Origin of the sequence: Symbiobacterium terraclitae, assembly GCF_017874315.1 — a bacterium.
GTDB lineage: Bacteria > Bacillota > Sulfobacillia > Symbiobacteriales > Symbiobacteriaceae > Symbiobacterium > Symbiobacterium terraclitae.
The window spans coordinates 47,712-70,000 of record NZ_JAGGLG010000020.1; the positions used below are offsets into that span (position 1 = coordinate 47,712).

Here is a 22,289-nt window from a genome sequence, read left to right on the forward strand (position 1 = left end):
TCTGATCGCTCGTGCGCTGACGCTTACTGTCCGAAGAGCCGGTAGCGGTTGAGCCGGAACTGGTAGTACAGGAAGCAGCCGACGCAGAAGCCGGCCAGGGCCACGGCCGCGGCGGTCACGACCAGCGCGGCCAGCACCCAGCCGAGGACCGGCAGGCCCAGGTAGAAGGCCGCCTGCGCCCCGACCAGCAGCGCGACGGCGATGACGTTGTTGAACCGCATCAGGCGGCGGTCCTCCCGCTCGGCGCCGTCCAGCCGCCCCCGGAACAGGGCGCGGCCCAGGTGCGCGATGGGGCTCCAGCGCTGCCCGAAGAGCACGGCCGGGAGCAAGAGCAGCAGGAGCACGGTCAGCGGCCAGGGGCTCCTGAGCAGCGCCGCAGCGGCCCCGGCCAGCACGATGAGCCATCGGTTCAGGCGGACGATCGGCAGCGGCACGTCCTCCTGGTGTGTGGACCGCTCGTTCTCCAGTGCCATCCGGGTTCCCCTCCTATAACATAGAATTCCGCTAGGAATTACATAGATTATAGCCGGTCCGGCGTGCACTGGCAAGCGTGCTGCTCACGATGGCAGCACTGTACGCCGCTACCGGGTCACGGCACCTGTTCTACTCCGTGAACAGCCGCTGCCGTTTCCGAGAACCCGGGACGGCAACTGCACTGCGGCAGAAACCAACACCGGCACGGGTGCGCCCCGTGCCGGTCTTCGGTATTCCGCTACAGCAGCCCCATCTCCCGCGCCTTCTTGAGGCGTGGGCTCATCCGGTCCGGCGTCCACGGCGGGTCGAAGACGAGCCGAACGTCCACCTGGTTCACGCCGGGGATGGACTTCAGCGCGGCCTCCGCCTGCATCTGGATCAGCGGCCCGACCGGGCAGGCCTGCGTCGTGAGCGTCATGTCGATGCCGACGTTGTTGTCCTCGGTGATCTCGATATCGTAGACGAGCCCCAGGTCCACGATGTTGATCCGCAGCTCGGGGTCGTTCACCCGCTCCAGGACCTTGAGTACCTGCTCCTTGGTGATCTCCGCCATCGGCCTCACACCTCCACGAGGATATCGTTCCCCTGGACGACCACCTTGTAGGTCTCCACCGGGGTGACCGCCGGCAGCGTGAGCGCCGCGCCGGTCTTGATGTCGAACCGGGCCCCGTGCAGGGGGCAGGCGACCTGGCCGCCCACGATCTGCCCCTCGCAGAGCGACGCCTCGGCGTGGGTGCAGGTGTCGTCCGTGGCGTAGAACCCGTCCTCCAGGTGGTAGACGGCGATGGGGTGCCGCTTCACCAGCACCCGCTTCGCCGTGCCCACCGGGATCTCGTGCGTCTCGGCTACCTTCACAAGCGCCATGATGCGCGCACCCCCGAGCTTAGCCTACCGAGCCCTCCATCTCCATCTCGATGAGCCGGTTCAGCTCCACGGCGTACTCCATGGGCAGCTCCCGGGCGAAGGGCTCGATGAAGCCCATCACGACCATGGCCAGGGCCTGCTCCTCGGAGAGGCCGCGGCTCATCAGGTAGAAGAGCTGCTCCTCGGAGACCCGGGAGACCGTCGCCTCGTGCTCGATGGTGACGTTCTGGTTCTTGATGTCCATATACGGGATGGTGTGCGACTCGGAGCCGTCGTCGAAGATCAGGGCGTCGCACTCCACCTTCACCTTGGCCCGCTCCGCCTGCGGCTCCACCAGGATGTGGCCCCGGTAGGTGGTGTTGCCGCCGTCGCGGGAGATCGACTTCGAGGTGATGCGCGAGGACGTGTCGGGGGCGAAGTGGTAGATCTTCGCGCCGGCGTCCTGGATCATGCCCTTGGAGGCCACGGCGATGGAGATGACCTCGCCGCGGGCCCGCGGGCCCATCAGGTAGATGGCCGGGTACTTCATCGTCACCTTGGAGCCGATGTTGCCGTCGACCCATTCCATCACCGCGTCCTCGTAGGCCACGGCGCGCTTGGTCACCAGGTTGTAGACGTTGGTGGACCAGTTCTGGATGGTGGAGTAGCGGCAGCGGGCGCCCTTCTTGACGATGATCTCCACGACCGCCGCGTGCAGCGAGTCGGAGGAGTAGGTGGGGGCGGTGCAGCCCTCGACGTAGTGGACGTTGGCGCCCTCGTCGACGATGATCAGCGTCCGCTCGAACTGGCCCATGTTCTCCGTGTTGATGCGGAAGTAGGCCTGCAGCGGGATCTCCACGGTGACGCCCGGCGGCACGTAGATGAAGGAGCCGCCCGACCAGACGGCGGTGTTCAGCGCCGCGAACTTGTTGTCCGTCATCGGCACGATGGTGCCAAAGTACTCCCGCACGATGTCGGGATACTCACGGACCGCGGTGTCCATGTCGCAGAAGAGGACGCCCTGGGCCTCCAGGTCCTTGCGGATGTTGTGGTAGACGACCTCGGACTCGTACTGCGCCGACACGCCGGCGAGGTACTTCCGCTCCGCCTCGGGGATGCCCAGCCGGTCGAAGGTGCGCTTGATGTCCTCGGGGACCTCGTCCCACGAACGGCCCTGCCGGTCGGTCGCCCGGACGAAGTAGTGGATGTTGTTGAAGTCGATCTCCGACAGGTCGGTGCCCCAGGTGGGCATCGGCTTGGCCAGGAAGACGTCCAGGGCCTTCAGCCGGATCTCCCGCATCCAGTCGGGCTCCTTCTTGAAGCTCGAGATCGACTCGACGATCTCGCGGGTGAGGCCCTTGTCGGACTTGAAGACGTAGTTCTCGGGATCGCGGAAACCGTATTTATACTCGCCGACGATGTCGCGCGGCTGGCTAACCATTCTTTGACCCTCCCTCGTACTCCTTGATCCCCTCTTCGAGGCAGTGCCAGGCCAGGGTCGCACACTTGATGCGCACGGGGAACTTGCTTACGCCCGAGAGCGCCTGGATCTCGCCCAGGGGTTTGAAGTTACCCGCCTCCCCCTGAATCATGCTGTAGAAGCTCCGCATCAGCTCCTGGGCCTCTGCCAGCGTCTTGCCCTTGAGGGCGACCGACATCATTGAGGCGCTGGCCATCGAGATGGAGCAGCCCCGCCCGTTCCACTTGACGTCGGTGATCTTGCCGTCATCGCCGAGCTCGACCTGGACCTCGATATCGTCGCCGCAGGTGGGGTTGTGCAGGTGCTTCTTCAGCACCGCACGCTCCACCGCACCCTTGTTCCGCGGCTTCTTGTAGTGGTCGAGGATGACCTGCTGGTAGAGCGCACTCAGGTTCACCGGATGCTGAGCCTCAGACGTCATAGCCGAAGAACTCCTTTGCGTGGAGGAGAGCGTCGACCAGCCGGTCGACCTCTTCCTTCGTGTTATAGATATAAAAGCTCGCCCGGTTGGTGGCCGGCACGTCAAGGAGTTCCATCAGCGGCTGGGCGCAGTGATGGCCAACCCGGATGGCCACGCCCTCGGCGTTGAGCACGGCCGACATGTCGTGCGGGTGGATGCCCGCCACGTCGAAGCTGATCAGCCCCGCCCGGGGCTGCCTGGGGCCGAAGAGGCGCATGCCGTCGATGGCGGAGAGCCGCTCCCAGGCGTACTCGGTGAGCGCCTTCTCGTGCGCGTAGACGTTCTCCATGCCCAGGGCGCTCAGGTAGTCTACCGCGGCCCCGAAGGCGATGAAGTCCGCGATGTTCGGGGTGCCCGCCTCGAACTTGGCCGGGCACTCGGCCCACTTCGCCCCGCTCAGGTGGGCCTCGGAGATCATCGAGCCGCCGAAGTAGGTGGGCTCCATCTCCTCCAGGAGCTCCATCTTGCCCCAGAGGAAGCCGGTGCCGGTGGGCGCCAGCATCTTGTGCCCGGCGGCGGCGATCCAGTCCGCATCCCAGTCTACCACGTCCACCGGCATGTGCGGTACCACCTGAACGGCGTCCACCGCCACCTTCGCGCCCACCTGGTGCGCCTTGGCCACCATCTCCTTGACCGGGTTGATGGTGCCCAGCACGTTGGAGGCGCCGGTGAGGGCCACGAACCGGACGTTGCCCTCGCTCAGCAGCCGGTCGTAGTGCTCCTGGCTCAGTGTGCCGTCGGGGAGGAGGTCGATATACCTGATCTGCGCCCCCGTCGCGGCGGCTGCCTGCTGCCAGGGGATCAGGTTGGAGTGGTGCTCCATCCCCGAGGCGATGATGACGTCGCCGGGCTTGAGCCGCTGCCGCAGCCAGCCGTAGGCGACCATATTGAGCCCCTCGGTGCCGTTGCGGGTGAAGATCACCTGGTTCGGCGAGGGGGAGCCGATGAAGCGGGCGATCTTCGCCCGCGCCCCCTCATAGGCGTCGGTGGCCCGCTCGGCCAGGGTGTGGATGCCGCGGTGGACGTTGGCGTTGTACCCTTCATAGTATTCAACCAGAGCCTGAATCACTTGGCGCGGCTTCTGCGTGGTCGCGGCATTGTCAAGGTAGACCAGGGGATGGCCGTTCATCTCCTGATGGAGGATCGGGAAGTCCTGCCGGATTCGGGCCACATCGAGGGCCACTTAGTTCACCTTCTCTCCCATCAGCCGGATCATCTCGTCGCGCAGCTCCGCGACGGGGATCTGCTCCAGCACCGGAGCAAGGAAGGCCAGCACGAGCATCCGGACGGCCTGGGCCCGGGTGAGGCTGCGGGCCATCAGGTAGAAAATCTGCTCCTCGTCCAGCTGGCCCACCGTGGCGGCGTGGCCGGCACCCTCCACCTCGTGCTCGTTGATGATCAGCGCCGGGATCGAGTCGGCCCGCGCCTTGTCGGAGAGGACCAGCGCCTGCTGCCGCTGGTAGGTGGCCGCGTTCTTCGCAGCCCGGTTGATCTGGCCGTTGCCGCGGAAGACCGTGTGGGCCCTGCCCGAGAGCACGCCGCGCCCCAGGATGTCAGACCGGCTGTAGGAGCCGTCGTGCACCTGCGAGGCGACGATGTCGTGGTGCTGCCGGTCGGTGGCGCCGAAGACGACCTTCAGCTTCGACTCGGAGCCCTCGCCGGCGACGTTGTTGACGATCTCGGAGCGCACCAGGGCGCCGCCGAACTCGCCGCCGGCCCAGTCCAGCGTCGAGTCCCGCCCCGTCAGGCCGCGGCGGAAGGTGAAGGCCCAGGCGTCCTGGGAGTGGTTCTGCAGGTAGCCGTAGCGGACCCGGGCGCCCTGCAGCGGGAAGACCTCGACCACCGCGACGCTCAGGTAGTCGCCGGTGCCCTCGTACCGCTCCAGCAGGGTGACCTCGGCGTTGTCCTCGGCGATGACCAGCGTGTGCAGGTACTGCGCCTCGCCGTCACCGGCCTGGTAGACCACCTGCAGCGGCTCGGAGACCACGACCCCGCGGGGCACGTAGAGCAGGACGCCGCCGTTCAGGTAGGCCGCCTGCGCCGCGGAGAGGAGGTTCTGGTCCATCGGGAAGAGCTTCCCCAGATACTTGGCAACCAGGTCGGCGTGCTCCGTCGCTGCCCTGAGGATGTCGGTGAAGATCACGCCCTCGGGCACGGAACCCTTCAGCGTGACCCGGGCGGGCGCCGGCCGGTACTGGGAGACGTCCAGGCCCTCCAGGGAGGTGCGCCGCCACGCCTCATCGGTCTTCGCCGGCAGCCGGAGCGACCCGGTGAGCGAGCGGGCGGTGTTGCGCCGCTCCTCCAGGAAGCGGGGTTCGGTGACCGTCGGCATGGGCTACTTCACCCCCGCCTCGGCCGCCTCGTCCACGATTCCGAGCTCGGCCTTGATCCAGTCGTAGCCCTTCTTCTCGATCTCCAGGGCCAGCTCGGGACCGCCGGTCTTGACGATGCGGCCGTTCATCAGCACGTGCACCACGTCGGGCCGGATGTGGTCGAGGATGCGGTGGTAGTGGGTGATGACGATGGCGCCGAAGTTCGGGCCACGCAGCGAGTTCACGGCCTTGGCGACGACCTTCAGGGCGTCGATGTCCAGGCCGGAGTCGGTCTCGTCGAGGATGGCGATCTTGGGCTCCAGCAGGGTCATCTGCAGCATCTCGTTCCGCTTCTTCTCGCCGCCGGAGAAGCCCTCGTTCAGGTAGCGGGCGGCGAAGGACTCATCCATCTCCAGGAGCTGCATCTTCTCGGCGAGCATCTCCTGGAACTCCCACACCCCGATCTCCTCGCCCCGCACGGCGCTCACCGCCTGCCGGAGGAAGTTGGCCACGGTGACGCCGGAAACCTCGAAGGGGTACTGGAACGCGAGGAAGAGGCCGGCCTTGGCCCGGTCGCTGACCTCCATCGCCAGCAGGTCCTGATCGCCCAGGAACACCGAGCCCTCGGTGATCTCGTAGCGGGGGTGGCCCATGAGCGCGAAGCCGAGGGTGGTCTTGCCGGCCCCGTTGGGACCCATGATGGCGTGGATCTCGCCCGGCTTGACCTCGAGATCCAGGCCCTTGAGGATTTCCTTCTCCCCGATGTTCACATGCAAGTTCTTGACGATGAGCGGGGCGCCAGTGGTCACGATCACACTACTCCTTTCACACTACAACGCATTCGAACGCGCTACACGTGTTCAACCGGCGCAGTCCGGGCGGCGGGCCGGCGTTCACCGGCCGCCCGGGCGCCCGGTGTCTAGCATTCCCAGGCCTGGTGAACTGGGTGACACGTGAACCCTTGTTTTACACTGTGACTACAGTGTAAAATAGGTGCGAAGCCAGTTGGTGGTTGCGGTTCGGCACACGTTACATTGTATGGACCAGATTTACACTGTGTCAATAGTGCAATCGGGCTCATCCGGGGTTATTCAACAGACCTGTGTCGTAAGTATAGACGTGCCGTGCTGCCGCACGGTAACGGTCGGGCGGCGGCCCTAGACGCAGGTCGACCGGGCCCGCGGGCAGCGTCGATTGGGGGGAGCGCGTTGGAGCGGGATCCGCAGAAGGTGAGTGCGGTGCTGGCCGATCCGACCCGGTACAGCATCTATCAGTACGTTCTGGTGGCGCCCGACCCGGTCTCGGTGGCCGAGGTCGCGCGGCGCTTCGAGCTGCATCCCAACGTCGCGCGCATGCACCTGAACCGGCTGGTGGAGATCGGGCTCCTGGTGCAGCGCACGGAGAAGAGCGGCAAGGGAGGGCGGCCCGGCTACGTCTACGCGCCCTCGGGGAGCGCCGTGTCGCTGACGACCGTTCCGCCCCGGGACTTCCAGCTGCTGGCCGACCTGCTGGTGCAGTCGCTGGCCCTCTTGGGCGAGGGCGGCAAGGAGGCCGTGGAGCAGATCGGCCACAGCTTCGGCCGGCGGCTGGGGCAGGAAGCGCTGGCCAAGCTGGCGCCGGCCCTGGATAGCGCCAACGGCGCCACGGGGCCGATGGAGCTGCTCGAGGCCTGCGCGCTGGCCCTGAACCGCCTGGGCGTGTCCGCCCGGGTGATCGTGGGGCCGGGGGGCCGCCCGAGCCTGGTGCTCAAGTCGTGCGGCTTCCACGAGGTGGCATCCGCACACCCGGACCAGGTCTGCCACCTGTGCAAGGCCATGGTCGAAGGGGTGGCCCAGACCTGCTCCGAGGCCTCGCCGGGGGTTACGCAGGCGGGAACCGTACCCCGGGGGGACAAGGAGTGCGTCTATGAAGTAAACGGCCTGATTCACCTGGAGTAACTGACAGCGTGCGCCCGCAGGCCGGGAGATGGGGACGGCCTGCGGGCGTTGTTGCGTACGGGGCCGCAGGCGCTGCTGCCTACGGAGCCGCAGGCGCTGCCGCCTACGGGGCCGCAGGCGCTGCCGCCTACGGAGCCGCAGGCGCTGCTGCGTACGGGGCCGTAGGCGCTGCCGGGACGGGGCCGCAGGCGCTGCCGGGTATGGGGCCACAGGCGCTGCTGCGTACGGGGCGCATGCGCTGCTGCGTACGAGGCGCAGGCGCTGCCGGGTACGGAGCCGCAGGCGCTGCCGGGTACGGGGCTGCATGCGGACCTGGCGCGCACGGGACCCACTTGCGGCTCCGGCTGTCACAGAGCCCATCGGCGGCTCTGGCCCGCACAGGGCCCACACGAGGCCCCGGCACGCCTGGGGCTCGCTTGCGGGCGTGGTGCACTTGGGGAGGGGGACGGAGTTGAGGACACGGCTCGGCAGGCTGCTGCCGGCGCTGGCGCTGGCGGCGGTCCTGCTGGCGGCGGCCGGTCCGCTGGCGCTGGGGCATGCCGTGGATCTGTTCGGTCATGTTCAGGTGGACGAGCAGGGCACGGTGGTCGCGAAGCTGGTGGACGTATACGGCGGCCTCGTGGAGGGGCAGCGGGTTGAGGTCTACGCCAGGGCCCGGGGCGCACGGGCCACAGCGCCCGCAGTGATGGAGGAGGTGGCGCCGGCCACCTACCGGGGCACGGTTGCCCCGCCGGGCGACGGCGAGTACGAGGTGGTCATCGACCTGCAGCTGGGCGGCGACCTGCACCGCATCACCGTACCGGCGGTCGCAGGCGCGGCGGTGCCGGAGCGCGTGGTGGCCATGGAGCAGATCGAGCCGCGCTGGCCCTTCACGCGGGTGCTCTTCGTGGCGGCCGCGGCGGTGCTGGTGCTCGGCACGGTGGTGGCCCTCAGGCGGCGGCCCGCTGAGCCGGAGGCGGAGGGGACGGGGGGAGTGGTTGAGCAGTGAGGCGGCTGAGCGCAACGGCCCTGGCGGCGCTGCTGGCGGCGGCGTTGCTGGCGGGCTGCGGGTCGAAGGAGACCGCCGCGCCGAAGCTCTCGGTGCAGGCGTCGCAGGAAGGCACGAGCCTGGTGGTCCGGGTGAGCACGGAGAACTGGCAGCCGGGCAAGGACGGCCACGTACATATCTACCTGAACGACGGCCCGGAGGCCATGATCTACGGCTACACCTACACGGTGCCGGACATCGAACCGGGCCAGTACAAGATTCACGTCGAACTCGCCAACACGCGGCACGAGAACATCGGCGTGTCGGAGACCATCTATTTTGAAGTGAAGCCCTGACCTGTGAACCCCTGACCTGGGGGTGGGGGCGGAAACCCGAACGATCATCAGGGGCGAATGCGTACGGTGATGTACGCTTCGCCCCCTTTCGTTTCACACAGTGCGTAACCTTTAGGTCGCCTGCTCGTTCGTATCGGCGGAAGCTGGCATTGGGGAGGCAAGGGGTATGAGGGTCGTGCTCACCGCACTCCTTGGCGCGGCAGTGTTGATCTCGGGCTGTGCCCAGTCCGATCCCGGAGGATCCGTCAGGGTGATCGGTTCCCCCCCGGGGAGTGGACAGGCTGGCCGCAACAAGGGCGACGTGGAACCATCGCCCCCGCCTCCGGAGGCACCCAGGGGACCGGTCACGTCTCCCGAACAGGCCATCGGACTGCTTCCATCCACTCGGGCGCAGATGACTTTCGACGCGATTCTGGTTGAGGACTATGTTCCCCCTCACCTGAGGGACAGCCAGGGTGAAGGACCACAGCGCAGCACATGGGTGGTTCAGAGTCTCCACCCCTGGCCTGACGTCACCTTTTTCGTGGATGCCGACACCGGGGAGGTGTACGCCGTCCGGGAGAGCGAAGGGACCGCCCCGGTCAAGCTGCCGAAATCGACTCAGGACGCGGTCGACCTGGTGTTCCACTCGTGGGGAGACCTTCCGGACATCGCCCAGTTTCCGACGACAGTCGGAACCGAGGACGGGGAGATCTACCTTCCCGGCGATCCCGATGGGGCGAGCATTCCAGCCACGTTCAGCGTTGAATCGACGGCCTCGCAGCGTGGCGAGTATGTTGTCACCTTTACGCTCCAGTGGCGGGCAGACGAGCAACTGAAGCGGGCGGTGTGGGTGTTTGAGGTGCACCCTGAGGGCGGCGTCTCCGCACCCACCAGGGACGGGGACGAACCGCCCGCGACTCCATAACAGCAGCCCCGGGAGTCGAGGGTCGGTCCTCGGCTCTCCCCTTTTCGCCTGGGCCGCGTTCAGCGGGAACAGGTGTGCTGCGGTCCTCGTCTTATGTGCTGTAAAGCCAAAGGGGTGAGTCCGGTGTGGCGGTGGCGGCGATGGGGCGTGCGCCTCGTGATCGTGGCGGTGGCGGGAGCGGTGCTGCTCCTGGCCATCAACGCTCTGGTCTACTACCAGGGCCGGGCGCTGATCGTGGCGCCTGGGGAGGCGCGCACGGCGCAGGCGGTGCTGGTGCTGGGCGCAGGCGTCTCCCCCGACGGGCGCGTCTCCCCGATGCTGCGCGACCGGCTCGAGACGGCCCTCGCGCTCTACCGCGCCGGCAAGGTGGAGAAGTTCCTGCTCTCGGGCGACCACGGCCGGAAGGACTACGACGAGGTCAACGCCATGCGCCGCTACCTGGAGGCGCAGGGCGTGCCGCCGCACCACCTGTTCATGGACCACGCCGGCTTCGACACCTACGACTCGCTGTACCGGGCCGCCGCCATCTTCCAGGCCGACGACGTGATCGTCGTCACCCAGGAGTTCCACCTGCCCCGGGCGCTCTGGATCGCGACGCGCCTCGGACTGGATGCCCAGGGCGTCGCGGCCGACCGGCACCGCTACCGCGACGAGCGGTTGTACGCGGTGCGGGAGTTTGCGGCTCGCGTCAAGGCGTTCGGCGAGGTGGCCATCCGGCGTCGGCCGGCATTCCTGGGCGATCCCATCCCGATCACCGGCGACGGGCGGGCGACCCATGATCAGCCCTGAAACGTGCGCACGAGATTGCCTTTCGCATGGCGAAAGGATATCGGCGGGTTGACGCGGAATCAAGTTAGCTTTGTCTGGAACCTACAGGTCAAAGTCAGGGGCAGGAGGCCGAACCGTGTCTGCCGTCTACTTCTTCTTCTTCGGTGCGCAGGGCGCCATGACGCCGTTCCTATCGGTCTTCTACCGCAGTTCGGGTCTCTCAGCCTCGCAGATCGCACTCTTGCTCTCGGTCCCGCCTGTCATGCTTTTCCTCTCCCAGCCGCTCTTCGGCCAGCTGGCCGACCGCCTGGGCAACCGGGGCAGGCTCTTCAGCCAGCTCCTGGTGGTGGCGGCACTGGCCGGGGGCCTCGTCAGCCTCGGGTCGTCGTTCTGGTCCTTCCTGCCGCTCGTTGCGCTCTGGTCGTTCTTCGCCGGGCCGCTGGGCGCCATCGCGGACTCGATCGCCCTGGGCGAGGTGCAGCGGACCGGGGCCAGCTACCCGCAGCTGCGACTGTGGGGATCGGTCTCCTGGGTGATCACGTCCACCCTGGGCGGGTGGCTCTACAACCGCATCGACCTCCGCTGGTCGTTTGCCTTCTACACGATCGTCTCGCTGGTCACGCTGGTCTGGTCCACCCGGCTGCCGGCCGAGGGGGTCACCAGCCGGAGCCGGACCCTGCCGCCGATCTCGACGCTCTTCCGCATTCCGGAGCTCACCGGCTTCCTGCTGTGCTCGGGCCTCCTCCAGACCACCATCGCGGCCAACTCGGCCTTCCTTTCCATCCACGTCGGCAACCTGGGCGGCTCCAACTCGCTGGTGGGGCTGGCCTGGGCGATCGCCGCGCTCACGGAGATCCCGGTCTGGCTCTACCTCGACCGCATCACCGAGCGGTTCGGCGCGGTCCGGGTGGTCACGTTCGCGGCCTTCATGTACGGACTGCGCTGGGCCCTGATGAGCCTGGCCCCCGCGGCGGGAATGGTCCTGGTGCTGCAGGCGATGCAGGCGTTCAGCTTCGCCCTGTTTGCACCGACCGCCGTGCAGATCGTCGGGCGCCTCGTGCCCCAGGAGCTTCGCACCAGCGGCCAGGCCCTGCTGGTGCTGGTGAACGGCGGCGTGGCGACGGTCCTGGGCAACCTGGTGGCCGGCCGTCTGGTCGACCTGGCGGGGACGGCGATGCTGTACCGGGCGACCGCCGCGGTGGCCCTGGCGGCGGGGCTGGGGTTCATGCTGCTGGTCCGGCGCGCCCGGTCCGGCGGGGCGGGCAGGCAGGAGGTGAGCCGGGTTGGCTGATCTGCGGCTGGAGCGGGTGCTGTGGCGGCACGGCTGCCAGGTGATCGGCCTGGACGAGGCCGGGCGGGGTCCCCTCGCCGGTCCGGTGGTGGCGGCGGCCTGCATCCTGCCCGAGGGTGCGGTTCTCCCCGGGGTGAACGACTCCAAGCGGCTGACCGAGAAGCAGCGGGAGGCCGCCTATGCCCCGATCCAGGAGGCTGCCCTGGGCTGGGGGGTGGGCATCGTGGACGCGGCCCGTATCGACGAGATCAACATCCTCCGGGCCACCTTCGAGGCCATGGCCCAGGCCGTGGAGGCCGCCCGGGTGATGGCGGCGGTCCGGCTCGGGCGGGTGGCGGAGGCGGCGCTCCTGGTGGACGGCAACCAGCGCCTGCCGCAGTGGACCGGCTGGCAGCGGCCGGTGGTGGGCGGGGACCGCAAGTCGCTCTCCATCGCGGCCGCGTCGATTCTCGCCAAGGTGACCCGGGACCGCCTGATGGTGGAGTACGACCAGCTCTACCCGGGATACGGCTTCGCCCGCAACAAGGGCTACGGCTCGCAGGAGCACCTGGCGGCGCTGGAACAGCTCGGACCCTGTCCGATCCACCGGCGGACCTTCATCGGCCCCCGCCAGCTGCGGTTTTTCTGAGGGCGGTGGGCGCATCCCACATTACATGGGCGCCTCCCATATTAGAGGTAAGCGAGCCACCCGGGGTAAGGGGTGGCTCATCTCGTTGTGGCTGACAGCGGTGCGGCAGTGGATCTGCGCCGGCACGTGCTTCAGGGTCAGCAGGGAGGCGGACGGGAACCGTGCTGGCTAGCCTTGCTAACGGGCTCGAGGGAACAGCAGAGGCCGCCCGCATAACAGTTGAAGCCTGAACGGCAAGGTTTTGAGCCACCCAGGGTGAGGGGAGTGGCTCAAATGCTTGTCGTTAGGGTGCACTACGGCGTTGGAACGGGGGCTCGGTCGGCCGTTCGAGGTACCCACTGGGGTATCTTGATGGTCTGGGACCGTCTTCGAGTGGGTCTGAAGGGCATCTCGCCGGCGACCGTGGGGGTAGTTGAAGGTTGAACGGCAAGGTTTTGAGCCACCCAGGGTGAGGGGAGTGGCTCAAATGCTTGTCGTTAGGGTGCACTACGGCGTTGGAACGCAGGCTCGGTCGGCCGTTCGAGGTACCCACTGGGGTATCTTGATGGTCTGGGAGTGTCTTCGAGTGGGTTTGAAGGGTATCTCGCCGGCGACCGTGGGGGTAGTTGAAGGTTGAACGGCAAGGTTTTGAGCCACCCAGGGTGGGGGGCGTGGCTCAAATGCTTTCCGTTAGGGTGAGCTGCGGCGTTGGAACGGAGGCCCGTTCTGCTGGGTGAGGTACCCAAGGGGGTACCTGGGCAGCCTGGGAGCGTCTTCGAGTGGGTCTGAAGGGCATCTCGCCGGCGCCCGTGGGGGCAGTTGAAGTTTGAACGGCAAGGTTTTGAGCCACCCAGGGTGGGGGCGTGGCTCAAACGCTTGCCGTTGGGTCCGAACGTCGAGCCCGCTACCGGGGCATGCGTCCGGAGGCCTGGGAACACACCTCGGTCCCGCCTGAACCCCACAGGGACAGCGGGAACAGCGGGAGAGCAGTTCGATGAGGATGGGCGGTGGTTCCGGGAGATCAGGAAGGACACCCTATCCCCCTGTACTTCCTCGGCTGCCTTGAACACACGGCACCTCCCGCCCTGGCCGGCGAGAGGTGCCTGTACATGTTAAGGGGTGGGGAGTTCGTGCGCCATCCTTTCCGCCCGAGCGGGCGGCGAAGGTGCTCAGTAATCGTTGACAATGAACTGCTCCCGCCGGCGCCGGATGTCGTCGAGGCTGGCCTGCATCGCACCTTTCTGTGCCGCCAGCCAGTCCAGCAGGTGCAGCACCTGGCTCTGGGCGTCCTGGACGGCGCGCAGGGCCTGACCGATGCGGCTCTGCACGATCCAGTCGACGAAGAAGTTATCCCAGAAGTAGTCGGCGAACCGGGTGAAGCCGTCCAGGTCCACCGAGGGCAGGTCGATGACGCCGCCGACGTCCGCCAGCTCCCGGCGGAACACGTCGAGCGCATGCCGGACCTCATTGAGCTGCGCTCTGGCGTCGTCGATGCGCGAGTGCTTGACCATGGTACTGAGCAGGCCGCCGCCCAGCATGTCCCACGTCCCCCAGCTCTCGGCGGACCGCAGGAGGTCGGTGACCCTCCTGAGTCCCATACAAGCCGACTGCCCGGCATCGAGGGCTTCGGCGATCTCCCGCAGACGCCGGCTTGCGTCGGCCTCCTCCCGATCGAGCGCCAGCAGTCGCTCGACGGCCGGGCCCTGTTCGGACCGCAGGCGCTGCTCCTTCTCGGCGAGGAGCTCCCGGTAGGCGGTATCGGCGCCGGCGAGGTTTGCAGCCTCCCGCTCGGCCGTCTGCAGATCCCGCCGCAGCTGCTCGGCGTGCTGGCGGGCCTCCTCGTATCGCACCAGCGCCTCGGCGGCCTCCTGGCGCTCCCGGTCCAGCCGCTCCGTCCGGTCGGCGAACATGGTGGTGAGGAGGGCCCAGAGGGAGCCGGATTCCAGGCGCTCCACGTCACGCTGCTCCTTGGCGAGGGCCGCCTTCAGCCTCTCGGCCTGGCCCACGGCCGCCTCGTACTCCTTGCGCAGCCGGGCGGCCTGGCGGTTCAGCTTCTCCAGTCGGGCATAGCGGTCGGCGGCCTCGGCCAGCCTGCGGTTCAGTTCCTCCATGGGGATCCCTCCTGAAGGTCTTGAGTCGTTTCCCCACCCGGAAGGTTCGCAAGCTGGGCGCACATCGCTCCACGTGGGGTGCGTATACCTGACGCACGGGAGAGTCGCATGCGGCGCGGCAGATGGCCGCACGGAGCGCACAGGAGTCGGGTGCGGCGCTGTTGAAGATTGGAAAGCGGAAAGCGGTGAAGCGGCTCCGGCAGGAGGGATGGCGGGTGCGGTTCTGTTGCGAGTGCGGGGGCCGGCTCGAGCGGCTCTTCGTGGCGGCCGAGGGAAAGGAGCGGCTGGTCTGCGCCGATTGCGGCCGGATCACCTACCTGGACCCGAAGGTCTCCGCGGGCACGGTGCCGGTGATCGGCGGCCGGGTGCTCCTGGCCCGGCGGGCGATCGAGCCGGGCAGGGGGCTCTGGGTCTTCCCGGGGGGCTACATGGAGCGGGGAGAGACCGTTCCGCAGGCGGCGGAGCGGGAGACCCTCGAGGAGGTCGGGCTGAAGGTGCGGGCCACCCGCCCCTTGGGGGTCTACTCCTACCCGGATTCTTCCGTGGTGGTGATCGTCTACCACTGCGACGTGGTGGGCGGCGAGCCGGTCGCCGGCAGCGAGACGCTGGAGGTGCGGCTCTTCGGGCGGGACGAGATCCCCTGGGACCGGCTTGCCTTCCCCAGCACCCGGGACGCGCTCCGGGACCTCCTCGCGCGGTGGGACGACGGGAAGTAGCGAGCAGGGTGTCGGACAGGCCGGCGTGAGCGCTGCAGCGGCAACTGCAGCTCGGCTGCGGGAGGAGGGTCCCACCTGACATGGGCGCAACCGAGATACCTGACGTGAGCCTGTTCACGATGTGTTCTGCCCTTAACCGAAGTGCGCTCCGCGAACTTCCCCACGGCTTTCACGTGCGAAACTGCCGGAAGGGTGAGTTGGAGCTGTGGAAGGGCTTCCCGTTCGACGATCCGGTCGGGGCGGAGCGGCACAGCAGCTACATGACCGCCTTCTACGAGAACGTCTACGCCCGGAAAGGAGACCTGTTCTTCCACAAGTGTCTGTTCGTTTGCGACGCGGCTGACCGTCCCGTCGCAACCTGCTTCGCCTGGAAGGCCTACGACAGAGTCACGACCATCCACTGGCTCAAGGTGCGAAAGGAGTACGAGGGGATGGGGATCGGCCGGGCGCTGCTGTCTGTGGTGATGCAGGGCCTTCAGCCCGACGACTTCCCCGTCTTCCTGCACACGCAGCCTGGCAGTTACCGGGCCATCAAGCTCTACACAGACTTCGGGTTTCACCTTCTGAGCGACCCGGTGATCGGTACCAGGAGGAACGACCTGGAGCAGTGTCTGCCCATCCTCAAGCCGTACATGCCTGAGGAGGCGTACCAGGCGCTCCGGGTCACGCAGGCGCCGGCGTGGTTCCCGGAGGCTGTGCGCTCGTCCGACGTGGTTGAGTTCTAGCACCCATCAGGTGGCACAAGCCGAAGAGGCGCCCCCCACTGGCGGGGAGGCGCCTCGTATGCGTTATTCCGGCGACCGGCGCGCAGTGAGCCTGCCCAGCCACTCGTTCAGGTACCGGGCGGCGACCCGCCGGTGCACCGCTGCCTGCGTCCGCTCGTAGAGCCAGCGTCGGAGGCCGCTGCTGCCCGGGCCGACCAGTGCGGGGTGGTAGCCCTCCACGGCCATCACCAGCCGGTCGGCGTGCAGCTCGAGTCGCAGCTCGCCCCTGTCCTGCATCCCCCGCCGGACCAGGAGGCCGGCGGCGATGGGGAAGCGGATGGCAACCCGGCCTGACCCCTCCAGGATCTCAGGCGCACGGAAGGAGAGCAGGGTGACCCCGCAGAGGCGTGCCGCGACCGCCCCGCAGGGGCTGCACAGCACCCGGAGGAAGGGCCGGGCGAGGCGATCCAGCCAGGCGAAGTAGGCGCGACCCGCCTCCCGCACCTCCTGCACTCCCGGTGAGAGGCAGGCGCCGGGTACATGGAGCGTCTGCACCGACCGGACCTCGCCGGCGCAGAGGACAACCGTCTCATCGACCACGTTCGCGCCCAGGACGGCGGTCTTGCCGACGACCCGGGGCGCGCCGGGAACTGCTGACTCGTCGCCGCGGCCCACGGCTACTTCACCGGGGCGGTCGCCCGGAAGGTCAGGTTCTCGTTCTGCTGGATCACGTAGCGCATCGACGACTCGTTGCGGAAGAGCAGCACGTTCCGGCCGTCCCGGTCGGTGACGGCCAGGTTGTCGGTGCCCCAGAAGCGGCGGGGCTGGTACCCCTCGCCCTCGACCCAGCGGGCGACCTCGTAGGGCAGCCGGTCCAGGATCACGTCCACGCCGTACTCGTTCTTCATGCGGTACTGGAAGACGTCGAACTGCAGCTCGCCCACGGCGCCGAGGATCGGGTCGGGGTTGCCCGGCTGCGTGGCGTAGAAGACCTGGATGGCGCCCTCCTCGGTGAGCTCGTCCAGCCCCTTGCGGAAGTGCTTAGACTTCATGGCGTCCTTGAAGCGGACCCGGGCGAAGTGCTCGGGGGAGAAGGAGGGGATGCCCTCAAACTGGATGGCCTCGCCGGTGCAGAGGGTGTCGCCGATGCGGAAGACGCCGGGGTCGAACAGGCCGATGATGTCGCCGGCGTAGGCCTCCTCGACGATCTGCCGCTCCTGCGCCATGAACTGCTGCGGCTGGGAGAGGCGCACCTTCTTGCCCAGGCGCACGTGCTGGACCTCCATGCCCCGCTCGAACCGGCCCGAGACGATCCGCAGGAACGCGATCCGGTCCCGGTGGGCCGGATTCATATTTGCCTGAATTTTGAACACAAAGGCCGAGAAGCGGGGCTCCTCCGGGTCGACCAGCCGGTCGCCGGCGAGGCGCGGGGCGGGCGAGGGGGCGAGCTTCAGAAAGTACTCCAGGAAGGGCTGTACGCCGAAGTTGGTGAGCGCCGAGCCCCAGAAGAGCGGGGAGAGGTCGCCGCGGCGGAACCGGTCGAAGTCCCACGGGTCGCCGGCCACGTCCAGCAACTCGATGTCCTCCTGCAGCTTCTGGTGCAGGTCCGGGCCGATGATGTCCGCCAGGGCGGGATCGTCCACGCCGCTGGTCTGCGTGCGGGCCTTGGTCTGGCCGTGGTCCCTGTTGTCGAAGAGCTCCACGTGGCCCTTCTGCCGGTCGAAGACGCCCTTGAAGGATGCACCCATGCCCACCGGCCAGTTCATCGGGCAGGTGCGCATGCCCAGCACGTCCTCGATCTCCTGCATGAGGGCGAAGGGGTCCTTGCCCTCCCGATCGAGCTTGTTGACGAAGGTGAAGATCGGGATGCCCCGCATCTTGCACACGTGGAAGAGCTTGATCGTCTGCGGCTCGACGCCCTTGGCGGCGTCGATGAGCATCACCGCCGAGTCGGCGGCCTCCAGGGTGCGGTAGGTGTCCTCCGAGAAGTCCTGGTGGCCCGGTGTGTCCAGGATGTTGACCATGCAGCCGTCGTACTCGAACTGCATGACGGAGGAGGTCACCGAGATGCCGCGCTGCTTCTCGATCTCCATCCAGTCGCTCGTGGCATGGCGTGCGGCCCGCCGGGCCTTGACCGAGCCGGCCAGGCGGATGGCGCCGCCGTAGAGCAGGAGCTTCTCGGTGAGCGTGGTCTTACCCGCGTCGGGGTGGGAGATGATGGCGAACGTCCGCCGGCGGCGGATCTCGGAGGCGAACGGGGTCGCGTCGGTGGCAAGCATCTGTCTCGATCCGCCCTTTCGAACAGCAAAGTGCCGTGCGGCAACCGGTGCGGCACGGCGATTGAACTCAACGCAACTCGTACATTGTACGGTCGCGACAGAGTAGCGTCAAGGTCACGGGCCGACGAGCATGCGCTGCGATGGGGTGCGGCAGGCCCTGTCTAGGGGCCCGGGAAACGGCGGCGTGGGCACAGTTCTCCGGCGTGCATGTGCGGGGGTGTCGCGGCGAACCCGGTCAGGGGGTCACAGCATCTTCTCCCGGTGATACGGTGGCTGAGCCGTCGTGCAGCAGCAGAGGCGCCCCGGCTCGCGTGCTCGTCTCAGAACCGCAACCCTTCGGATCCGGAGGTGGAGCCGTTCACCGTGGTCCATGCGTAGACCCGGCTAGCGAAAACTCACGCTGGGCAGTACCCTCAGTCCCAAACCACTTCGTGATGCTGTACGGAGGCGAAATCGCATGACACGACTGATGCGCAGTTTTCTCGTCTTCGCCGCCTGCTGCTTCGCCGGCGCGTTTGTCGTCCAGACCTTCTTCCCCGACATCGGGGGGCAAGGGACGGCCTGGGGACTTGCACCCGGCTGGCAGCGGGAGATCGGTTTCTGGAATGTGTTTGCCGCCGCTGTTACAGTCGGTGCGCTGACACGGGGAGACGGCGACACCCCCCGCATCGTGACGCTGGGGATCGTCGTCCTCGCCCTTCTCCTTGGGACCAATCATCTGGTGGCCGTGGTGGGACGCCCCGACGGGTGGGCTCACTACACCCCGCTGATCGTGAACTACCTTGCCGTGGCCTGGGGGAGTCTTGCGCTGCTGTCGGGGCGCAGGATCCGTGCAACCCCGAGGTCGACGGTCAGGGGTACGGGCTCCTGATCTAGCTGGATGGGGGCAGAGTACCCGAGACGGGCTGCTCCGCCTGCGGCGACGCTGTTCGAGCAGCGTCGCTCGACACGACGGTCAGCAGGTTCTGCTTCCGGATGAACTCCGGCTGATGCTTCGAATTGACGGGAAGCGTCTGACTGCCCTGCAGGTGGCCAGGGTGAGGAGGCGCGCCACCCTGAACGGCGGGGCCGTCCATACAGCCCCTGCATGGCCTTCTAATCTCTTTGCATTAGGAAGGATGGGCAACAGGGCCGATAATGTACCTGGGTGGCCGGAGTTACGGCGACCCCATTTCAACGTCACGAGAAGGAAACTGTATGCGCAAGGTACCTCTCTGGTCACGGCTGGTGCTCCTGTTGATCGTGGGCGGCGCGGCCCTCTTCGGCTACCTCCGCTGGTACTCGCGGTCGGTGGTGGCGGCTGCTGTGCCGCCCGGTTCGCGCCCGGTGGTCACCACCCTGGACCCGGCTGCGTCGGACCGGTTGCTGCAGGTGGTCACGGAGGCGCGGGAGCGGCTGGACCTGCCCGGGCTGCAGGTTGCGGTGGTGCGCGGCGGCGAGGTCGTCTGGGCGGGCGGCGCGGGCTGGGCGGATCCCCCGGCGAGGCGGGTGGTCTCAGTGGAGGACCGGTACCACATCGGCAGCGTGAGCAAGCTCTACACGGCCGCCGTCATCCTGAAGCTGGCTGAGGAGGGCAGGCTTTCGCTGGACGACACGGTGAGCCGGTTCATCCCCGGCATTCCCAACGGGGAGCAGATCACCGTGCGGCAGCTGCTCAACCACACCGGGGGGCTCGGCAACTACACCGAGGACATGGCCTTCAACCTGAAGACCGTCCTCCTGCGCCGGCGCTGGAGCGTCGACGAGGTGCTGGACGTCATCCGGCAGCAGGCGCCCCGCTCGGCGCCTGGAACCGAGCACTACTACTCCAACAGCAACTACGTGCTCCTCGGCCGCATCGCCGAGGCAGCGGGGGCAAGGCCGTTTTCCGACCTGCTGCACGACGAGGTGCTCCGCCCCCTGGGCCTCACCAACACCTACCTGGCTGCGGGGGAGGACCGGTCGCCGGGCACCGTGCGCGGGTACGACGTGACGGTTTTGGGCACGGGGAGGCTGGGGATCAAGATGGACATGGAGCGGTTCAGGGCGCCGTTTGAGACCTCGGCATTTGCCGCCGGCGCCGTGACGGCCAGCGCCGCCGAGGTGGCCCGGTTCACCTACGGCCTGTTCGGCGGCCGGCTGCTGGCTGATTCCACGCTCCAGTCCATGCTGACCTTCGTGGATGCTCCGGACGAGGACATGCCCGAGCAGACAGGGTACGGCCTGGGGGTACGGCGTCTGGTCATCGGCGGCGAGGAGATGGTCGGCCACACCGGCACCCTCCCGGGGTACAGCAACGTGGCGCTGTACTCCCCGGCCCATGACCACGCCATCGCCGTGCTCTCCAACCTCTCGATGTCGGACGTCACCCAGGTGCTGGCCGAGGTCCACGCTGTGCTCAAGGAAGCAGCCGCCGCCAGGTGACCTGCAGGAGCGCAGGGCAGGGTTCCCGGCCACCGGCGGGGCGTAACAGGGAAGCGTCCAGGCGGGCTACAGGGTCGCCAGCTGACAGGAAGGACCCATGGGGAGGCAGAATAGCGGGAGAAGGGGGGCGGCAGACCGCCCCCCGATAACGGTAAGTGGGGTGGTTGAACTGCGTTCGCTGGCGGGAAAGGTCGCGGTGGTCACGGGAGCGAGCCGGGGCGCCGGCAGGGGCATCGCCATGGAACTGGGCGCGGCGGGTGCGACGGTCTACGTGACCGGCCGCAGCACGCGGTCCGGCCCGCGCACCCTGGACCGACCCGAGACGGTCGAGGAGACCGCCGAGCTGGTATCCGCCCTCGGCGGTCAGGGGATTCCGGTGCGCGTGGACCACACCGTCGACGCGGAGGTGGAGGCCCTCTTCCGGCGCGTCGCCGATGAGCAGGGGCGCCTCGACATCCTCGTGAACAACATCTGGGGCGGCCACGACCGCCTGTGGCCGCAGGGCTCCTTCTGGGAGTCCCCCGAGATCCCGTGGGACACGATGTTCGTGGCCGGCGTGCGCGCCCACATCGTGGCCAGCAAGCACGCGATTCCCCTCATGCTGAGGCAGGGCTCCGGCCTGATCGTCACCACCACGTTCTCCGACCAGGGCAAGTACACCGGCGACTTCTGGTACGACCTCGCCAAGAACGCCCTGAACCGGCTCGCCTTCGCCATGGCGCAGGAGCTGAAGCCGCATTCGGTCGCCTCCGTCGGCGTCAGTCCCGGGTTCATGCGCACGGAGATCGTGCTGGCGACCGAGGGTGCCACGGAGGAGACGTGGCGGGAGTTCCCCGGCCTGGCCCGGACGGAGACGCCCCGCTACGTGGGCCGGGCGGTGGTGGCCCTGGCCACCGACCCGAACGTGATGGCGCGGACCGGGCAGATCCTCACGGCCGGCGAACTGGCGCGAGAGTACCGGTTCACGGACGTCGACGGCCGCTACATCCCGCCGTTCAGACTCGACTAGGCAGGACCGTCGGGCACGGCCAGGCCCGGACGAACTGGCGCACGGTGAGCCTGGCCGCACACGAGAGGAGGCGATGAACACGCGCATCCTGGTACGGCGCGCCAAGCCGTCCGAGGCCGAGGCGCTCTCTGCCCTGGCGCTGCGCTCCAAGGCCCACTGGGGCTACGACCCGGACTTCATCGCGCGGTGCCGGGAGGCCCTCACGGTGACCGAGGCGATGATCGCCTCCCACGACGTGTTCGTTGCGGAATCCAGCGGCAGACCGCTCGGGTTCTACGTCCTCAAGGCAGGCCCGGCAGACGAGGGCGTCCTCGACTTCATGTTCGTCGACCCGGTGGCCATCGGCCAGGGGCTCGGCGAGCGGCTCTGGCGCCACGCGGTGCAGCGGGCCGCGGGCCATGGGTACAAGGCGCTCCGCATCGACGCCGACCCCCATGCGGAAGGGTTCTACCGCAGGATGGGCGCGGTGCGGGTGGGGGAGGTGGCCTCCACCGTCGACCCCGGGCGGATGCTGCCCCTGATGCGCTACCGGCTGTAAACCGGAAGCCGCCCCCTGCGGGGCGGCTTCGCCGCGGTGCGCCCAGCATGGGCGCTGACTTGTTGGTGAAAGTCCAATACGGGCGAGGTGGCACCAGCCCGTTAGCCAAAGGCAAGGGCTGCCCAGT

24 protein-coding genes are annotated in these 22,289 nt (G+C 67.9%); 13 read left to right on the forward strand and 11 right to left on the reverse strand.

From position 1 onward, the window contains the following. Window positions 1-23: 23 nt before the first annotated feature. The 8 genes from J2Z79_RS11830 to sufC form a co-directional block, all read right to left on the reverse strand. Complete coding sequence (locus J2Z79_RS11830) at window positions 24-473, reverse strand: DUF4395 domain-containing protein (RefSeq protein ID WP_209467100.1); 450 nt, start codon at window positions 471-473, stop codon at window positions 24-26. A 239-nt stretch (window positions 474-712) separates the two neighbouring features. After that, entirely contained in the window at window positions 713-1,027 is a 315-nt protein-coding gene (locus tag J2Z79_RS11835) for a metal-sulfur cluster assembly factor (RefSeq protein WP_209467101.1), read from the reverse strand. A gap of 5 nt (window positions 1,028-1,032) precedes the next feature. Next, on the reverse strand, window positions 1,033-1,338 hold the full coding sequence (locus tag J2Z79_RS11840; protein WP_209467102.1) for a non-heme iron oxygenase ferredoxin subunit: 306 nt from the start codon (window positions 1,336-1,338) through the stop codon (window positions 1,033-1,035). Between the two features lie 19 nt (window positions 1,339-1,357). Further along, on the reverse strand, window positions 1,358-2,758 hold the full coding sequence (gene sufB / locus J2Z79_RS11845; protein WP_209467103.1) for a Fe-S cluster assembly protein SufB: 1,401 nt from the start codon (window positions 2,756-2,758) through the stop codon (window positions 1,358-1,360). Beyond that, window positions 2,751-3,218 (reverse strand): Fe-S cluster assembly sulfur transfer protein SufU, encoded by a 468-nt coding sequence (sufU, locus tag J2Z79_RS11850; protein ID WP_209467104.1) that lies wholly within the window; start codon window positions 3,216-3,218, stop codon window positions 2,751-2,753. The genes sufB and sufU overlap by 8 nt, the downstream gene beginning before the upstream one ends. Beyond that, window positions 3,208-4,440, reverse strand: coding sequence for a cysteine desulfurase (locus tag J2Z79_RS11855; protein ID WP_342589476.1), 1,233 nt, complete (start codon window positions 4,438-4,440; stop codon window positions 3,208-3,210). The genes sufU and J2Z79_RS11855 overlap by 11 nt, the downstream gene beginning before the upstream one ends. Further along, window positions 4,441-5,589: a Fe-S cluster assembly protein SufD gene (gene sufD, locus J2Z79_RS11860; protein ID WP_209467105.1), complete on the reverse strand. Its 1,149-nt coding sequence runs from the start codon at window positions 5,587-5,589 to the stop codon at window positions 4,441-4,443. Between the two features lie 3 nt (window positions 5,590-5,592). Next, a complete protein-coding gene (gene sufC, locus J2Z79_RS11865; protein WP_209467106.1) occupies window positions 5,593-6,378 on the reverse strand; it encodes a Fe-S cluster assembly ATPase SufC in 786 nt (261 codons plus the stop codon). A 399-nt stretch (window positions 6,379-6,777) separates the two neighbouring features. Here sufC and J2Z79_RS11870 point away from each other — a divergent pair, with 399 nt between their 5' ends. The 7 genes from J2Z79_RS11870 to J2Z79_RS11900 all read left to right on the forward strand — a co-directional run bounded on the left by J2Z79_RS11870 (window position 6,778) and on the right by J2Z79_RS11900 (window position 12,423). Next, window positions 6,778-7,506: a helix-turn-helix transcriptional regulator gene (locus J2Z79_RS11870; RefSeq protein ID WP_209467107.1), complete on the forward strand. Its 729-nt coding sequence runs from the start codon at window positions 6,778-6,780 to the stop codon at window positions 7,504-7,506. A 451-nt stretch (window positions 7,507-7,957) separates the two neighbouring features. Continuing rightward, a complete protein-coding gene (locus tag J2Z79_RS11875; protein ID WP_209467108.1) occupies window positions 7,958-8,494 on the forward strand; it encodes a hypothetical protein in 537 nt (178 codons plus the stop codon). Next, complete coding sequence (locus tag J2Z79_RS11880; RefSeq protein ID WP_209467109.1) at window positions 8,491-8,829, forward strand: hypothetical protein; 339 nt, start codon at window positions 8,491-8,493, stop codon at window positions 8,827-8,829. Before J2Z79_RS11875 ends, J2Z79_RS11880 begins: the two co-directional genes overlap by 4 nt. 166 nt (window positions 8,830-8,995) lie before the next feature. Next, the gene (locus tag J2Z79_RS11885; RefSeq protein ID WP_209467110.1) at window positions 8,996-9,736 is read left to right on the forward strand and encodes a hypothetical protein; all 741 of its coding nucleotides are present in this window, start codon (window positions 8,996-8,998) and stop codon (window positions 9,734-9,736) included. Between the two features lie 123 nt (window positions 9,737-9,859). Then, a complete protein-coding gene (locus tag J2Z79_RS11890) occupies window positions 9,860-10,525 on the forward strand; it encodes a SanA/YdcF family protein (RefSeq protein WP_342589477.1) in 666 nt (221 codons plus the stop codon). Window positions 10,526-10,640: 115 nt separating this feature from the next. Continuing rightward, window positions 10,641-11,795, forward strand: coding sequence for an MFS transporter (locus J2Z79_RS11895; RefSeq protein WP_209467112.1), 1,155 nt, complete (start codon window positions 10,641-10,643; stop codon window positions 11,793-11,795). After that, window positions 11,788-12,423 carry a ribonuclease HII gene (locus J2Z79_RS11900; RefSeq protein WP_209467113.1) on the forward strand — a complete coding sequence of 212 codons (636 nt, stop codon included), beginning with the start codon at window positions 11,788-11,790 and terminating at the stop codon, window positions 12,421-12,423. The genes J2Z79_RS11895 and J2Z79_RS11900 overlap by 8 nt, the downstream gene beginning before the upstream one ends. A 1,148-nt stretch (window positions 12,424-13,571) precedes the next feature. Here J2Z79_RS11900 and J2Z79_RS11905 read toward each other — a convergent pair. Beyond that, a complete protein-coding gene (locus J2Z79_RS11905) occupies window positions 13,572-14,513 on the reverse strand; it encodes a hypothetical protein (protein WP_209467114.1) in 942 nt (313 codons plus the stop codon). 161 nt (window positions 14,514-14,674) lie between these two features. Between J2Z79_RS11905 and J2Z79_RS11910 the strand changes: the two genes are divergently transcribed. Next, window positions 14,675-15,229, forward strand: coding sequence for an NUDIX hydrolase (locus J2Z79_RS11910; RefSeq protein ID WP_245302666.1), 555 nt, complete (start codon window positions 14,675-14,677; stop codon window positions 15,227-15,229). Window positions 15,230-15,426: 197 nt separating this feature from the next. Continuing rightward, on the forward strand, window positions 15,427-15,954 hold the full coding sequence (locus J2Z79_RS11915; RefSeq protein WP_245302667.1) for a GNAT family N-acetyltransferase: 528 nt from the start codon (window positions 15,427-15,429) through the stop codon (window positions 15,952-15,954). Between the two features lie 63 nt (window positions 15,955-16,017). Here the strand turns inward: J2Z79_RS11915 and J2Z79_RS11920 are convergent, their stop codons facing one another. Beyond that, on the reverse strand, window positions 16,018-16,608 hold the full coding sequence (locus J2Z79_RS11920; RefSeq protein ID WP_209467117.1) for a hypothetical protein: 591 nt from the start codon (window positions 16,606-16,608) through the stop codon (window positions 16,018-16,020). A gap of 2 nt (window positions 16,609-16,610) precedes the next feature. Further along, window positions 16,611-18,212 (reverse strand): peptide chain release factor 3, encoded by a 1,602-nt coding sequence (locus J2Z79_RS11925; protein WP_209467118.1) that lies wholly within the window; start codon window positions 18,210-18,212, stop codon window positions 16,611-16,613. A 457-nt stretch (window positions 18,213-18,669) separates the two neighbouring features. On the opposite strand from J2Z79_RS11925, the gene J2Z79_RS11930 reads away from it, so the two are divergent. The 4 genes from J2Z79_RS11930 to J2Z79_RS11945 all read left to right on the forward strand — a co-directional run bounded on the left by J2Z79_RS11930 (window position 18,670) and on the right by J2Z79_RS11945 (window position 22,162). Continuing rightward, a complete protein-coding gene (locus J2Z79_RS11930) occupies window positions 18,670-19,083 on the forward strand; it encodes a hypothetical protein (RefSeq protein WP_209467119.1) in 414 nt (137 codons plus the stop codon). Window positions 19,084-19,409: 326 nt separating this feature from the next. Beyond that, window positions 19,410-20,615, forward strand: coding sequence for a serine hydrolase domain-containing protein (locus J2Z79_RS11935; protein ID WP_209467120.1), 1,206 nt, complete (start codon window positions 19,410-19,412; stop codon window positions 20,613-20,615). Window positions 20,616-20,775: 160 nt separating this feature from the next. Next, complete coding sequence (locus J2Z79_RS11940) at window positions 20,776-21,624, forward strand: SDR family NAD(P)-dependent oxidoreductase (RefSeq protein ID WP_209467121.1); 849 nt, start codon at window positions 20,776-20,778, stop codon at window positions 21,622-21,624. A gap of 73 nt (window positions 21,625-21,697) precedes the next feature. After that, window positions 21,698-22,162 carry a GNAT family N-acetyltransferase gene (locus J2Z79_RS11945; protein ID WP_209467122.1) on the forward strand — a complete coding sequence of 155 codons (465 nt, stop codon included), beginning with the start codon at window positions 21,698-21,700 and terminating at the stop codon, window positions 22,160-22,162. The last annotated feature ends 127 nt before the right edge of the window (window positions 22,163-22,289 follow it).